Source organism: Amycolatopsis sp. NBC_01286 (assembly GCF_035982555.1).
Classification (GTDB): domain Bacteria; phylum Actinomycetota; class Actinomycetes; order Mycobacteriales; family Pseudonocardiaceae; genus Amycolatopsis.
Genome location: NZ_CP108428.1, coordinates 10168729 through 10181767 on the forward strand (window position 1 = coordinate 10168729; position 13039 = coordinate 10181767).

Below are 13039 nucleotides of genomic sequence, written 5' to 3' on the forward strand. Positions count from 1 at the left end.
GTCCAGGACGGAACGCGGGGTCGTCTGGTTGCACGGCGCCTCCCAAGCGGCCCGGAACGTCACCGATGGGCGGCTCGTCCCCGGACCAGGCCCAGCAGGCTGACGCCCACGAGCGTCACCACCAGCAGCAGCACTGTCGCCGCCGAGGCCAGGAACACCTGGCCGCGGTCGGTCAGCGCGAAGATGCTCGCCGGGAGCGTGCGCCAGTCCGGCGGGTACAGCATCATCGTCGCGCCCAGCTCCCCCATCGACATCGCCAGCGCGAGGCTCGCCGACGCCGTCATCGCCGGCAGCAGCACCGGGACGCGCACCCGCAGCAGCACCCGCACCGGCGACGCGCCGAGCGACGCCGCGGCCTGCGCGAGCTGCGGGTCGACGCGGGCCAGCGCGGCCGAGACCGTGCTGTAGGCGAACGGCAGCAGGATCAGCAGGTGCCCGAGCAGCACGATCCAGCGCGTCCCGTTGAACGCCAGCGGCGGCCGGCTGAACGCGACCAGCAGCGCCAGGCCGAGCACCACCGACGGCACCGCGATCGGCAGGTGGAACACCGTGTCGGTGAGCCGCCGCAGCCGTCGCGGCGCGGTCTCCGCCGCCAGCGCGGCCCACGTGCCGAGCAGCACCGCCGCCGCGCCCGCGAGCACGCCCGTCTGGACGCTGACCGCCAGGCTCGCGAACGTCTCCCCCGACAACGCCTCCGTGTAGTGGCCGAGGGTGAACCCGCCCGGCAGCACGCCGGTCCAGTGCCCGGCGAACGACGCGAGCACGATCATCACCAGCGGCGCCGCGACGACCACCGCGAACAGCACGCCGAACACCAGCCACAGCAGCGCTTTGCTACGCCGCGTCCACAGCAGCACCGCGACTCCTTCCCAGTACTCGGTAACTCCCGTACAACAGCAGGGAGATCGCGACGTCGACCAGCGCGACGACGCTCGCCGCCGGGAAGTCGAACGTGACGATCCCCTTGCCGTAAACCAGCATCGGCAACGTCGTGACGCCCTTCGCGCCGAGGAACAGCACGATCCCGAACTCGTTCAGCGCCAGCAGCAGCGTCAGGCACGCGCCCGACGCCAGCGACGGCAGCGCCGCTGGCAGCACTACCCGCCACAGCACCCGGCCGGGACGCGCGCCCAGCGCCGCCGCGACGTCCAGCTGCACGCCCGGGACCTGGCTGAACGCCGCGAGCGCCGGCCGCATCACGAACGGCGTGTAGAAGGTGATCTCGGCCAGCAGCACACCCCACGGCGAGTACAGGAACCCGCCGGCGCCGAAGACGCCCGCGCTGCCGTAGAGGAACGTGAAGGCCAGCGCGATGAGGAACGACGGGAACGCCAGCACGGTGTCGACCAGCCGCGACAGCGTCCGCGCCCCGGGAAACGGGACGAAGGCGACGACCAGCGCGAAGAACGTGCCGAGCAGCACGCAGCCGGTGGTCGCACCCAGCGCCAGCAGCACCGTCTGCCACGCCGCGTCCTGGAACTCCGCCGAGCCGAGCACCTCGGCCCACTTCGCCAGGCCGACGCCGTTGTCCGTGGTCAGGGACTGCCCGGCCACCAGGACCAGCGGATAGCCGAAGAAGACGGCCACGACCACCAGCGGCGGCAGCAGCCACAGACCCCGTCGTGAGTGGGAAACAGTGTTAGAACACTGTTTCCCACTCACGACCGCCAGCGCGACGCCGCTCATGCGCCGACCCCGACCAGCGGGCAGCCGTCCGGAATGGACACTCCCACCGGGGTGCCCACCGCCAGCCCGGCGACATCCGGGACTTCCGCGCGGATCGTGCCGCCCGTCGCCGCCAGTTCCAGGTCGAGGCGATAGCCGGTGCCGCGCCACTGGACCGCGCGGACCAGCGCCGGGAGCGTGTCCGCGCCGGGTTCGCCGACGCCGACGCGGTGCGGGCGCACCCCGAGCGCCACCGGCTGCCCGGGGTTCAGCGCGCCGGTCGGTTCGGCGGTGAGCACGCGCTCGCCGAGCCGGACGGTCGACGGCGTCCCGGCGTGGATCACCTCGACCGGGATGAGGTTGGCCGCGCCGAGGAAGCTCGCGGTGAACCCGTCGGCCGGGCGCCGGTAGAGCTGTTCGCACGGGCCGGTCTCGACCAGCCGGGAGTCGCGCATGACGGCGATCCGGTCGGCCAGCGCGAGGGCCTCGCCCTGGTCGTGGGTGACGTAGACCAGCGTCGTGTCCGGCAGTTCGGCGCGCAGCCGCAGCAGCTCCGCGATCATGTCCTCGCGCAGCGCGGCGTCCAACGCGGACAGTGGCTCGTCGAGCAGCAGGACGTCCGGCCGGATGGCGAGGGCCCTGGCGAGCGCGACCCGCTGCTGCTGCCCGCCCGACAGCTCGCGCGGGTACCGCCGGGCGTAGGCGCCCATGCCGACGAGGTCGAGGACCTCGGCGACGCGCGACGCGACCTCGGCGCGCGGGGCCCGGCGCGCGTTCAGTCCAAAGGCGACATTGGCGGCGACGCGCATGTGGGGAAACAGCGCGTAACTCTGCACCACGACGCCGAGGCCGCGCCGGTGCGGCGGCAGGTCGGTGACGTCGCGTCCGGCGAGAAACACCCGGCCCGAACTGGGTCGCACGAACCCGGCCAGCGCTTTGAGGGCCGTCGACTTGCCCGAGCCGGACGGCCCGAGCAGGGCCAGCGTCTCGCCGCGGGCCACGGCGAGGTTCAGCGAGTCAAGCGCCGTCGTCCGTCCGAAGTGGACGGAGACGTCGCGGAACTCGACCGCCGGGGTCATCGGCCGACGGCCTTCTTGTACGCGGCGATGTCGGCGTCGAGCTTGCCGAGCACGGTGGTCCAGTCCGGCTGCCAGATGTCGACGCCCTGCAACGCGGCCGTGATCTTGCCGGCGTTGGCGCCGGTCGCCGTGACGTCGGCGCGGGCGGGGATGCCGAACGCGTCGGCGGTCTTGGCCTGGACCGCGGGCGAGAGCAGGAAGTCGAGCAGCTTCTTCGCCTCGTCCGCGTGCGGCGCGTTCGCGACGAGCCCGGCGTAGTAGGGCAGCGCGAACGTCGAGCGCTTGCCCTGGGCGTCGGCCGGGAAGAAGACGTCGAAGCCGCCGCTCTTGGCGATCTCGGCGAGGTTCATCTGGACGTCGCCGTTGGCCACGAGCAGCTCGCCCTTGGCCACCTTCGGCTGCAGCTTGCCGGTGGACGACGACGGCCCGGCGTTGTTCGCCTCCAGCTTGCCGAGGTAGCCGAGCGCGCCCTGCGCCCCCAGCACGTGCTGGAGCTGCAGCAGGACCGCGGTGCCGTCGCCGGCCTCACCGGGCGTCGAGTACTGGACCTTGCCCTTGAGCTTCGGGTCGAGCAGGTCGTCCCAGGTCTTCGGGGTGGCGCCCGGGTTGCGGATGAAGCTGAGGTAGTTGTTCATCATCGCGAAGTAGCGGCCCTGCGGGTCCTTGTCCGCCACCTTGTCCCCGCCCGCCGGGGTGTACGGCTGCAGGAGACCGGCGACGCGCTGGATGAACGGCGGCAGCGTGACGAGGACGTCGGCCTTGGTGTTGGCTTTCTCCTTTTCGACGCGTGAGGCGACCTCGCCGGAGCCGGCCGTCACGGCCTCGACGGTGATGCCGGTCTGCTGCTTGAACTCGGCGAACCGGGCGGTGTACCAGTCTTCCAGCCCGTCCACTGTGTACACGGTGACGGTCTTGCCGCCGGCGGACGCGGCGCCGGTGCCACCGCAGGCGGCGAGCAGGCCGGTCAGCGCCACGGCGAGCACGGCGATGGTCTTTCTCATCGGTTTTCTCCTAGCACGGCGGGAAGTTCGCGAACGGAATCGAGGACGTGGGTGGCTTCGAGCAGGTCTTCGCGGCGGCCCGCGCCGGTGAGGACGCCGGCGACGACCGACGCGCCCGCGCGGCGGCCGCAGAGGACGTCGGACGCGGTGTCGCCGACGACGGCGACGTGGCGTACGTCGGTGACTTCGAGCCGCAGCGCGGCGGTGAGGACGAGGTCGGGGAACGGGCGGCCGCGCACGCCGTCGCCGGGGGCGAGCGCGAGGTCGGCGAGGTCGCGCCAGCCGAGCGCGTCGAGGATGGCCAGCTGGGTCGCCGGGGCGAAGCCGGTGGTGAAGGCGACCTTGACGCCGTCCTCGCGCAGGCCGCGGACGACGTCTTCGGCGCCGTCGATCGGGGTGCACGCGCCGCCGCGCACGAGGTCGCCGTACGCGCCTTCGAACGCGGCGTTGGCTTGCTGTGCAAGGGTTTCGTCGTCGAGCAGGGCGCGGAAGACGGTGATCTTCGACTGGCCCATGGTGTCGACGACGTACTCGAGCATGTCCGGGTAGCGCTCGTCGGACACGCCGATGGCGCGGATCGCTTCGGTGAAGGCGCGCACGACGAGGCCGTCGTCCGCGACGGTCGTGCCGGCCATGTCCAGGACGACGAGTTCGGTGGTCACAGGTTCAGCTCCTGGGCGGTGTCCTCGGCGATGGCGGGGGCGCAGGTCATGCCGCGGCCACCCGGGCCGGTGACGAGGAACGCGTTGTCCGCGACGCGCTCCCGGTGCACGATCCGGCCGGTGTCGGTGGTCTGCGCGTAGACGCCGGCCCAGCGGCGCCGGATGCGCGGCAGCGGCCGCCCGAGCAGCGCCGACGCGACGTCGGCGAGGTGCTCGTACGGGTCTTCGGTGACGTCGAAGGCGAACGGCTCGTCGTACTCGTGGGTGTCGCCGATGGTGAGGGAGCCGTCGAGCCGCTGGACGAGCAGCAGCTGCATGCGGTGTTCCGCCGCGACGTCCCCCTGCGGCTGCGTCCCCGCCAGCGTGTCGAGGGCCGGACCGCGGTAGGCGGGGTAGTAGCGGAAGCTGTCACCGTCGGCGACGCTGGTGGTCAGCTCCTCGCCGAGCGGCTCGGTCTGCGCCATCTGCAGCCGCACCTTGCGCACCGGCGGCTCACCGGCGAGTTCGCGCACGAGCCCGCCGGTCCACGCCCCGGTGCAGAAGACGACGACGTCCCCGTCGTGCCGCTCCCCCCGGTCGTCGACGACGCCGGTGGCGGTCAGGTGCCGGACCTCCCGGCCGGGCCGCCAGGTGTAGCGGCCACTGCGCGCGAGTTCGGCACGCAGGGCGGGCTGGGCGACGCGGGGTTCGACGGCGGCGTCGCGATCGCACCACAGCGCGCCGAGGAAGTCCCCGCGCAGAGCCGGATTCAGGTCTTGGGCTTCGGCGGCGTCGAGCAGCTTGTACCCGCGATCGGCGGCTTCCGCACCCGCGGCCACCTCCTGCGCCACGGCGAGCTCGGCCGCGGTCCGGACGACGGTCAGCGAGCCGTTCGCCCGGAAGCCGAGCCCCGGGACGCGCTCGCCGATCCGCTCCCACAGCGCCCGCGCCCGCAGCGCGGTGTCCAGTTCGGCGCCGGTGGCCCGGCCCCCGACCCAGACCAGGCCGAAGTTGCGCACGGACGCGCCCCGGGCCTCGGGTTCACGTTCGAGCTGGACGACGTCGTGGCCGCGTTCGACGGCCTGCCAGGCGTGCAGCGTGCCGAGCACGCCACCGCCCACGATGAGGATTCGCACGCCGCACACGCTCGCGGCCACGCGCCAACGGCGCCTGTCCCGACGGCGAACACAGCGTGAAGCGCCACCGAATATTGGACCGGATGAGTTACCGTTCTGTTATCTTGACGCTGGCGAGCCCAGCGAGCGCCGGAAGATGTCGAGCAGCCGCGTCAGGCTCACCGGAAAGAACATCGCTCAAGCCGGTTGTCCACAGGCACGCCGTGATGTGGACAGCGAGGCTCCGCAGCGCACATTTCCGGCTTCTCGTCGGATGCCCCCGATACGATGGACTGGGGACGCCCCCCGGAGAGGGTGGGGGACGTTCTAGGGGGGCACGGCTGCTGCGAACTCGCGTGGGTGCGGCCGACGTCGATCGGCGGGCCCCCGCGCAGGACAGCCGCCCGAGCGACGCAGCAGGTCACTCCACGCGGCAGGTCAGTCCACGCGGCCCAGGCGGGTCATGAAGCTCAGCCGGTCGCCGCGGTACAGCGAGCGGACTCGCTCGAACGGGGCGCCGTCCGGGCCCCATGACACGCGGTGCATCAGCAGCATCGGCAGAGCCGGGTTCGTCCCGATCAGCAGCGCCTCGCGCGGGGTCGCGAGCACCGTCTCGACGCGCTCCTCAGCACCGTCGAAGACCACGCCGAGCCGCTGGCTCAAGCACGCGTACAGGGACTGCTCCGGGTCGAAGACGTCCATCAACGTCGGAAACCGGGACGCGAGGAGATAAGTCGACTCCAGGCCGACGCGCTCCTCGTCGGCCAGCAGGACGCGCTCGATGTGGATCACCTCGGCGTCCGACGTGACCTGCAGGTCGGCCGCCAGCGCGCTGCCGGCGACGCGCCGCTCCAGCGTCACCACGTTGCGGCCGGGGCGGATGCCCTGGCGCCGCAGGCCCTCGGTGTAGCTGACCAGGGCCAGCGGCTGGATGAGCTTCGGGCCGGCGACGTACGTGCCGCTCCCCTGCCGCCGGCTGAGCTTGCCTTCGAGGACCAGCTCGCTGACCGCCTGCCGCACCGTCGCCCGCGACACCTCGAACCGCTCGCACAGTTCCCGTTCCGTGGGCAGCACCGAGCCTTCGCCGAGTTCCGCGATCACCGCCAGCAGTTCGACTTTGACCGCGTAGTAACGCGGGACACGGCCGTGCTCGGGAATCCCGTCGAGCACGGGACCGTCGGCGGACAGGCGGGAATAACGCGAAGGGGCAGGCACGGAATCGACCCTATTGCCTCACGCCGACGCCGTGGTTGGCTGTGGCGCGTAACACGGCCGACACACGGAGGATCACCCGGATGCGCCCGGCACCGCTGACTCGCCGGCTCGGCCTCGCCGACGCCGTTTTCCTGGGCCTGGGCTCGATGATCGGCGCCGGCGTGTTCGCCGCGTTCGCGCCGGCGGCGCACGCCGCGGGGGCCGGGCTGCTGCCCGCGCTGGTCGTCGCGGCCGTCGTCGCGTACTGCAATGCGACGTCTTCCGCGCGGCTCGCGGCGATTCATCCGGAATCCGGCGGAACCTACGTATACGGCCGGGAAAGGCTCGGTGAATTCTGGGGCTACCTCGCCGGCTGGGGATTCGTCACCGGCAAGACGGCCAGTTGCGCGGCGATGGCGCTGACCGTCGTCGCGTACGCCGCACCGGGGCTCGGACAGCCGTGGCGGAGCCTCCTCGCCGTCGCGGTGGTCGCCGCGCTCACCGCCGTCAACTACTTCGGCGTCCACCGCTCGGCGCTGGCGACGCGGGTGATCGTGACGGGCACGCTGCTCGTGCTCACCGTCGCGGCGGTGACGATGGGTGCCGGGCCGCACGCGGGCGGGCCGCTCGTCGCCTGGCCCGGCACCGGCGGGATCCTCGAAGCGGCCGGACTGCTCTTCTTCGCCTTCGCGGGCTACGCGCGGCTCGCGACGCTCGGTGAGGAGGTCCGCGACCCGGCTCGCACCATTCCGCGCGCCATCCCGATCGCCCTGGGCGTCACGCTGGTCGTCTACGCCGCGCTCGCGGTGCTGCTGCTCGTCCGGCTCGGCCCGGCCGCACTCGCCGCGAGCCCGGACCCGATCGCGGCCGCCGTCCCGGGCTGGTTCGCGCCGGTCGTCCGCGTCGGCGCGGCGCTGGCGGCGCTCGGTTCGCTGCTCGCGCTCGTCCTCGGCGTCTCGCGCACGACCCTGGCGATGAGCCGCGACGGCCACCTCCCCCGGTTCCTCGCCGCGGTGCACCCGCGCTACGGCGTGCCGCACCGGGCCGAACTGGCCGTCGGGCTGGTCGTCGCCGTGCTCGCGGCGACGCTCGACCTGCGCGCCGCGATCGGCTTCTCGTCCTTCGCCGTCCTGAGTTACTACGCGGTCGCGAACGCGGCGGCGCTGACGCTGCGGTCGTCACGCTGGGTCGCCGTGCTCGGTCTGGTGGGATGCGTGGTGCTGGCCTTCAGCCTGCCCTGGACATCGGTGCTGATCGGCGGTGGCGTGCTGGTGCTGGGCGCGTCGGCCTACGGCGTTCGCCGGATGCGCCGGTGAGAAATCACCCAACCGCCCGAAACATCCGAAGAAAGTCGGTTGTCCGGGTGTGCGGACACCTGGTGTAGTCGTGGGGCCGCCGTCGGCAACCGCTTCCTTTGTGGACACTGGAAGGACTGATCCCCTTGGCTCCCAAGCGCTGGTTCACCCTGCTCAGAAACGTCACCACCGCCGTAGCGGCCGTCGCCGCGGCCGCGTCGTTCGCCACCCCGGCGATCGCCACCGCCGCCCAGCCGCCGTCCACCGACGTCGTCGGCGGGACCCGGGCCGCCCAGGGCGAATTCCCGTTCATGGTGCGGCTTTCCATGGGCTGCGGCGGCGCGCTCTACACCAACCAGATCGTGCTGACGGCCGCACACTGCGTCAGCCGCACCGGCTCGAACACGTCGATCACCGCGACGGTCGGCGTGGTCGACCTCAACAGCACGAGCGCCAAGAAGATCAAGTCGACCTACGTCTACCAGTCCCCCACCTACGGCAGCTCGACCGGCGGCGACTGGGCGCTGATCAAGCTCGCCAGCCCGGTCACCGGCCTCTCGACGCTGCCGATCGCGTCGACGTCGACCTACAACACCGGCACGTTCACCGTGGCCGGCTGGGGCGCGGCGACCGAGGGTGGCGCGCAGCAGCGTTACCTGCTGAAGGCGACCGTCCCGTTCGTGGCCGACAGCACCTGCGCCGCCCAGGGCGGCAGCTACCCCGACCTGATCCCGAGCGCGGAGATCTGCGCGGGCAACCTGAGCGCGGGCGGCGTCGACACCTGCCAGGGCGACTCCGGCGGCCCGATGTTCCGCCGGGACAACAACAACGCCTGGATCCAGGTCGGCATCGTCAGCTGGGGTGACGGCTGCGCCCGGCCGCACGCCCCCGGCGTCTACACCGAGGTGAGCACGTTCGCGTCGAAGATCGCCGCGGCCGCCGCTTCGCTGTAGCCCAAAGCCGTGAAGGCCTCCTTACCGGCTCTTATGGCCGGGAAGGAGGCCTTCACGGCTTTCAGCGGGTCTTGTCCAAACGGGACAGTGCGGCTTCGTAGCCCGTCACCAGGTCGGCGACGACGTCGGCGACCGGGCGGACGCCGTTCATCCGGCCGACGATCTGGCCGACCGGCATCGAGACCACCGTCGGGTCGCTCGCCGCGTGGATCCGGTTGTGCGCGTGGGAAACCAGCAGGTTCTGCAACGGCATCGGCAACGGCTCGGGCGCGTCCGCCGCGGCCCACGCCTCCGTCCAGCGCGTCTTCAGCAGCCGCGCCGGCTTGCCGGTGTAGATCCGCGTGCGGACCGTGTCCGACGACGTCGCCGCGACCAGCGCCTGCTGCATCGCCGCCGACTCGCCCATCGTCTGCAGGTACTCCTCGGTGGCGAGCCAGTACGAGCCCATCCAGACGCCGGACGCGCCGAGCGCGAGCGCCGCGGCGACCTGGCGCCCGGACCCGATCCCGCCGGCGGCGAGCACCGGCACGTCGACGGCGTCGACGATCTCCGGCACCAGCACCATCGACGCGATCTCGCCGGTGTGCCCGCCGGCTTCGTAGCCCTGCGCCACCACGAAGTCGACGCCGTTCTCGACGTGCCGGACCGCGTGCTGGGCCTTCCCGGCGAGCGCGGCGACCGGGATGCCGCGGTCGTGGCACTGGCCGATGACGTCGGGGGGCGGCGAGCCGAGGGCGTTCGCGATCAGCTTGATCGGGTGGTTGAGCGCGACCTCGACGTGCGACCGGGCGACCGAGTGCAGCCAGCCCAGCACGCCCGCGCGTTCGTCGGTGTCGTCCGGCAGCGGCGGCACCGCGAGGTCGCGCAGCACGCGGTCGACGAACTCGCGGTGGCCGTCCGGGATCATCTTGGCGAGGTCGACCTGGGTGCCCTCGGCGGGGATCTTCGCCGGCATGACGATGTCGACGCCGTAGGGCTTGCCGCCGGTGTTCTCGTCCATCCAGGTGAGCACCCGGTCGAGCTCGGCCGCGTCGTTGAACCGGACGCAGCCGAGCACCCCGAGCCCGCCGGCCCGGCTCAGCGCCGCGGCGACGTGCTCCGAGGGCGTGAACCCGACGATCGGCAGGTCGATGCCGAGCCGGTCGCACAGCGATGTCCGCACTCGTGTTCCTCCTCAGACGGGCTGGGCCGTGGCCGGGTCGTGCTCGGCCGCGTAGCGCTGGGCCCACGGGTAGTCCGGTTTGCCGCTCGGCGAGCGGCCGATCTCGGCCGTCAGCCACACGGTGCGCGGCACCTTGTACCCGGCGACCTCGTGGCGGACGTGCTCGTCGATCCCGGCGAGGTCCGGCTCGGCGCCTTCCCGGAGCTGGATGACGGCAGCGACGCGCTGGCCGGTCCGCTCGTCCGGGATGCCGATGACGAGCGCGTCGAAGACGTCGGGATGGGACTTCAGCGCCCCTTCGACCTCTTCGGGGTAGACCTTCTCGCCGCCGGTGTTGACGCACTGCGAGCCGCGGCCGAGCAGCGTGACCGTGCCGTCCTCTTCGTAGCGCGCGTAGTCGCCGGGCACGACGTACCGGACGTCGCCGATGTCGACGAAGATCGTCTTGCTCTTCTCGGGGTCGCCGTAGTAGCCGAGCGGGACGTGCCCGCGGCGGCCGATCAGCCCGATCGCGCCCGCCTTCGGCTCGACCAGGTGGCCGTCGTCGTCGAGCAGGATGGCGTCCTTGCCGAAGCTGACGCGCGGGCCGGCGCTGTGGTCGGAGTCCTTGCCCACCATGCCGATCCCGGTGAAACCGCTTTCGGACGAGCCGATCGCGTCGGTGATCACGGCGTTCGGCACGAGCGCGACGAACTCCTGCTTGACCGACTGCGAGAACAGGGCGGCGTGGCTCGACACCGCGACGAGCGACGACGCGTCGTAGTCACCCTCGCGGAAGGCCTCGATGAGCGGGCGCGCCATGGCGTCACCGACGATCGTGAGGACCTGGACCTTGTGCTCCTGCACGGCTTTCCAAACCTCGTGCGCGTCGAAGCGCGGCACGAACACCACCGGGCTGCCGGTGAACAACGCGCCGAACGCGGCCCACTGCGCGGCGCCGTGGATCAGCGGCGCGGCGGGCAGGCGCGTCAGGCTGCCGGACTTGCCCTGCTCGGCGAGCGTCCACTCGTCGGGGACGTACTCGCCGGTGACGAAGTTGATGCCGCCGCCGAGCGCGCGCCAGATGTCCTCGTGGCGCCAGAGGACGCCCTTCGGGTAGCCGGTGGTGCCGCCGGTGTAGAGGATGTAGAGGTCGTCGTTGCTGCGCTCTTCGAAGTCGCGCTCGGGCGACTGTTCCCTCAGCGCGGCTTCGTACTCGACGCCGCCGTAGCTCCCGAAGTCACCGTCGCTGCCGTCTTCGACGACGACAACGTGTTTCAGTTTCGGCGCCTCGGGCAGGACGGCCCTGACCTTGTCGGAGTAGCTTCTCTCGTGCACGAGCGCGACGAGATCAGCGTCCGTGAAGAGGTACGCGAGCTCGCCGTGCACGTAGCGGTAGTTGACGTTGACGGCGATCGCGCGCAGCTTGTACGCGGCGATCATCGCCTCGAGGGCCTCGATCGAGTTGCGGGAGTAGACCCCGATGTGGGATCCGCGTCCCACGCCGTGCGCGGCGAGGTGGTGGGCGAGCCGGTTGGCCCGCGCCTCCAGTTCGGCGAAGGTGACTCGCCGGTCGCCGCACACGACCGCGACGCGCTCCGGCACGGCGTCGACGGCGTGCTCCAGAAGATCCGCGATGTTGAGTGCCACGCCCTCAAAGTAGAACATGTTATCGTTCTGGGCAATGGCACCGCGTTGTTCGAGGAGGTTTCGGTGGGTGAACCGCACGCGCTGGTTTCGCAGGACGGGCCGACGCTGATCGTCACGATGAACCGCCCGGAGGCCCGCAACGCGATCACGGGCGAGATGATGTCGATCATGGTCGACGCCTGGGACCGGGTCGACGCGGACGACACGATCCGCAGCTGCGTCCTGACCGGCGCCGGCGGCGCGTTCTGCGCCGGCGCGGACCTGAAGTCGATGTCGCGGAACTCGCCGTCCGAGTCTTTCTCGTCAGGTCGCTTTGATCCTTCGCGTATCCCAGGCCTCTTGAAGGGCCGTCGCCTGAAGAAGCCGCTGATCGCGGCGGTCGAGGGCCCGGCGATCGCGGGCGGCACGGAGATCTTGCAGGGAACGGACATCCGGGTGGCGGGCACGTCGGCCCGGTTCGGAGTGTCGGAGGCGCGCTGGGGCCTCTTCCCGATGGGCGGCTCGGCGGTCCGGCTGCCACGCCAGATCCCGTACACGGTGGCGGCGGACATCCTGCTGACCGGCCGCCACCTGTCCGCCGCGGAAGCCTTGGCGATCGGCTTGATCGGTCACGTCGTCCCGGACGGCCAGGCTCTGTCTCGCGCCCTGGAGCTGGCCGCACTGGTCAACGCCAACGGGCCGGTCGCGGTCCGGGCGATCCTGCGGACGATCCGCGACACCGAAGGTCTCCACGAGGAGGAGGCCTTCAAGCTGGACTCGCAGTACGGTATCGAGGTTTTCGCTTCGGAGGACGCGAAGGAGGGGCCGCGGGCCTTCTCGGAGAAGCGCAAGCCGGACTTCCACAACCGCTGAGCCGGTATCACGCGTGACCCGGCAGGCTTCACCCGTGATCCGAGGGGCATCACCCGTGATTGAGCGGGCATCACGTGTGATTGGCGGGGCATCGCGGTGATGCCCCGCCAGTCACGAATGATGCCCGCTCAATCACGCGCACCGAAGGCCGACAGGACGCCGCCTACCAGCCCATGTCCTTGGCGACTTCCTCCTGCGCTGCCGCGATTTCCTCGGTTGTCGCACCGGCGATGCCGGCGTCTTGTTCCAGCCGGGACAGCAGGTCGGTCAGCGCCTGCTTCTGCGCCGGGTGCGTGATCGGCACCGCGTCGAGGTCGGTGCTCATCAGCCAATCGAACAGCACGACGGCATCGGCACGCCACAAACGCACGGTGACGGTGGGCAGGTCCGTGTCCATGCGAACGATCCTGCCGGAACTCGCGTGACTGAGCACGTCACTCGCGTGATCGAAGA

Annotated in this window: 13 protein-coding genes; 3 read left to right on the top strand and 10 right to left on the bottom strand. The window is 71.5% G+C overall.

Translation table 11 applies throughout. From position 1 onward, the window contains the following. Nucleotides 1–59: 59 nt before the first annotated feature. From OG570_RS45785 to OG570_RS45815, 7 genes are all read right to left on the bottom strand, one after another. Nucleotides 60–857, bottom strand: coding sequence for an ABC transporter permease (locus OG570_RS45785; RefSeq protein WP_326954827.1), 798 nt, complete (start codon nucleotides 855–857; stop codon nucleotides 60–62). Then, nucleotides 835–1686, bottom strand: coding sequence for a 2-aminoethylphosphonate ABC transporter permease subunit (locus OG570_RS45790; RefSeq protein ID WP_326954828.1), 852 nt, complete (start codon nucleotides 1684–1686; stop codon nucleotides 835–837). Before OG570_RS45790 ends, OG570_RS45785 begins: the two co-directional genes overlap by 23 nt. Next, nucleotides 1683–2744, bottom strand: coding sequence for an ABC transporter ATP-binding protein (locus OG570_RS45795; protein WP_326954829.1), 1062 nt, complete (start codon nucleotides 2742–2744; stop codon nucleotides 1683–1685). Before OG570_RS45795 ends, OG570_RS45790 begins: the two co-directional genes overlap by 4 nt. Further along, complete coding sequence (locus tag OG570_RS45800; protein ID WP_326954830.1) at nucleotides 2741–3745, bottom strand: 2-aminoethylphosphonate ABC transporter substrate-binding protein; 1005 nt, start codon at nucleotides 3743–3745, stop codon at nucleotides 2741–2743. The genes OG570_RS45795 and OG570_RS45800 overlap by 4 nt, the downstream gene beginning before the upstream one ends. Next, the gene (locus OG570_RS45805) at nucleotides 3742–4407 is read right to left on the bottom strand and encodes an HAD family hydrolase (RefSeq protein ID WP_326954831.1); all 666 of its coding nucleotides are present in this window, start codon (nucleotides 4405–4407) and stop codon (nucleotides 3742–3744) included. The genes OG570_RS45800 and OG570_RS45805 overlap by 4 nt, the downstream gene beginning before the upstream one ends. Next, nucleotides 4404–5522 (bottom strand): TIGR03364 family FAD-dependent oxidoreductase, encoded by a 1119-nt coding sequence (locus OG570_RS45810; RefSeq protein ID WP_326954832.1) that lies wholly within the window; start codon nucleotides 5520–5522, stop codon nucleotides 4404–4406. Before OG570_RS45810 ends, OG570_RS45805 begins: the two co-directional genes overlap by 4 nt. 417 nt (nucleotides 5523–5939) lie before the next feature. Next, nucleotides 5940–6716, bottom strand: a complete 777-nt coding sequence (locus tag OG570_RS45815) for a GntR family transcriptional regulator (protein ID WP_247063452.1) — start codon at nucleotides 6714–6716, stop codon at nucleotides 5940–5942. An 80-nt stretch (nucleotides 6717–6796) separates the two neighbouring features. Between OG570_RS45815 and OG570_RS45820 the strand changes: the two genes are divergently transcribed. Continuing rightward, complete coding sequence (locus OG570_RS45820; RefSeq protein ID WP_326954833.1) at nucleotides 6797–8011, top strand: APC family permease; 1215 nt, start codon at nucleotides 6797–6799, stop codon at nucleotides 8009–8011. Nucleotides 8012–8136: 125 nt separating this feature from the next. Next, nucleotides 8137–8943 (top strand): S1 family peptidase, encoded by an 807-nt coding sequence (locus OG570_RS45825; RefSeq protein WP_326947655.1) that lies wholly within the window; start codon nucleotides 8137–8139, stop codon nucleotides 8941–8943. A 61-nt stretch (nucleotides 8944–9004) separates the two neighbouring features. Here the strand turns inward: OG570_RS45825 and OG570_RS45830 are convergent, their stop codons facing one another. Both OG570_RS45830 and OG570_RS45835 read right to left on the bottom strand, forming a co-directional pair. After that, nucleotides 9005–10105 carry an NAD(P)H-dependent flavin oxidoreductase gene (locus tag OG570_RS45830; RefSeq protein WP_326954834.1) on the bottom strand — a complete coding sequence of 367 codons (1101 nt, stop codon included), beginning with the start codon at nucleotides 10103–10105 and terminating at the stop codon, nucleotides 9005–9007. Nucleotides 10106–10117: 12 nt separating this feature from the next. After that, nucleotides 10118–11734 carry an acyl-CoA synthetase gene (locus OG570_RS45835; RefSeq protein ID WP_326954835.1) on the bottom strand — a complete coding sequence of 539 codons (1617 nt, stop codon included), beginning with the start codon at nucleotides 11732–11734 and terminating at the stop codon, nucleotides 10118–10120. Between the two features lie 63 nt (nucleotides 11735–11797). Between OG570_RS45835 and OG570_RS45840 the strand changes: the two genes are divergently transcribed. Beyond that, entirely contained in the window at nucleotides 11798–12586 is a 789-nt protein-coding gene (locus OG570_RS45840; RefSeq protein ID WP_326960350.1) for a crotonase/enoyl-CoA hydratase family protein, read from the top strand. Nucleotides 12587–12749: 163 nt separating this feature from the next. Here the strand turns inward: OG570_RS45840 and OG570_RS45845 are convergent, their stop codons facing one another. Beyond that, nucleotides 12750–12983, bottom strand: coding sequence for a hypothetical protein (locus OG570_RS45845; protein WP_326954836.1), 234 nt, complete (start codon nucleotides 12981–12983; stop codon nucleotides 12750–12752). Between the last annotated feature and the right edge of the window lie 56 nt (nucleotides 12984–13039).

Coding starts and splice junctions, on each gene's coding strand:
- OG570_RS45800 (WP_326954830.1), bottom strand. CDS start 3,745: ATGAGAAAGACCATCGCCGTGCTCGCCGTGGCGCTGACCGGCCTGCTC.
- OG570_RS45845 (WP_326954836.1), bottom strand. CDS start 12,983: ATGGACACGGACCTGCCCACCGTCACCGTGCGTTTGTGGCGTGCCGAT.
- OG570_RS45795 (WP_326954829.1), bottom strand. CDS start 2,744: ATGACCCCGGCGGTCGAGTTCCGCGACGTCTCCGTCCACTTCGGACGG.
- OG570_RS45820 (WP_326954833.1), top strand. CDS start 6,797: ATGCGCCCGGCACCGCTGACTCGCCGGCTCGGCCTCGCCGACGCCGTT.
- OG570_RS45790 (WP_326954828.1), bottom strand. CDS start 1,686: ATGAGCGGCGTCGCGCTGGCGGTCGTGAGTGGGAAACAGTGTTCTAAC.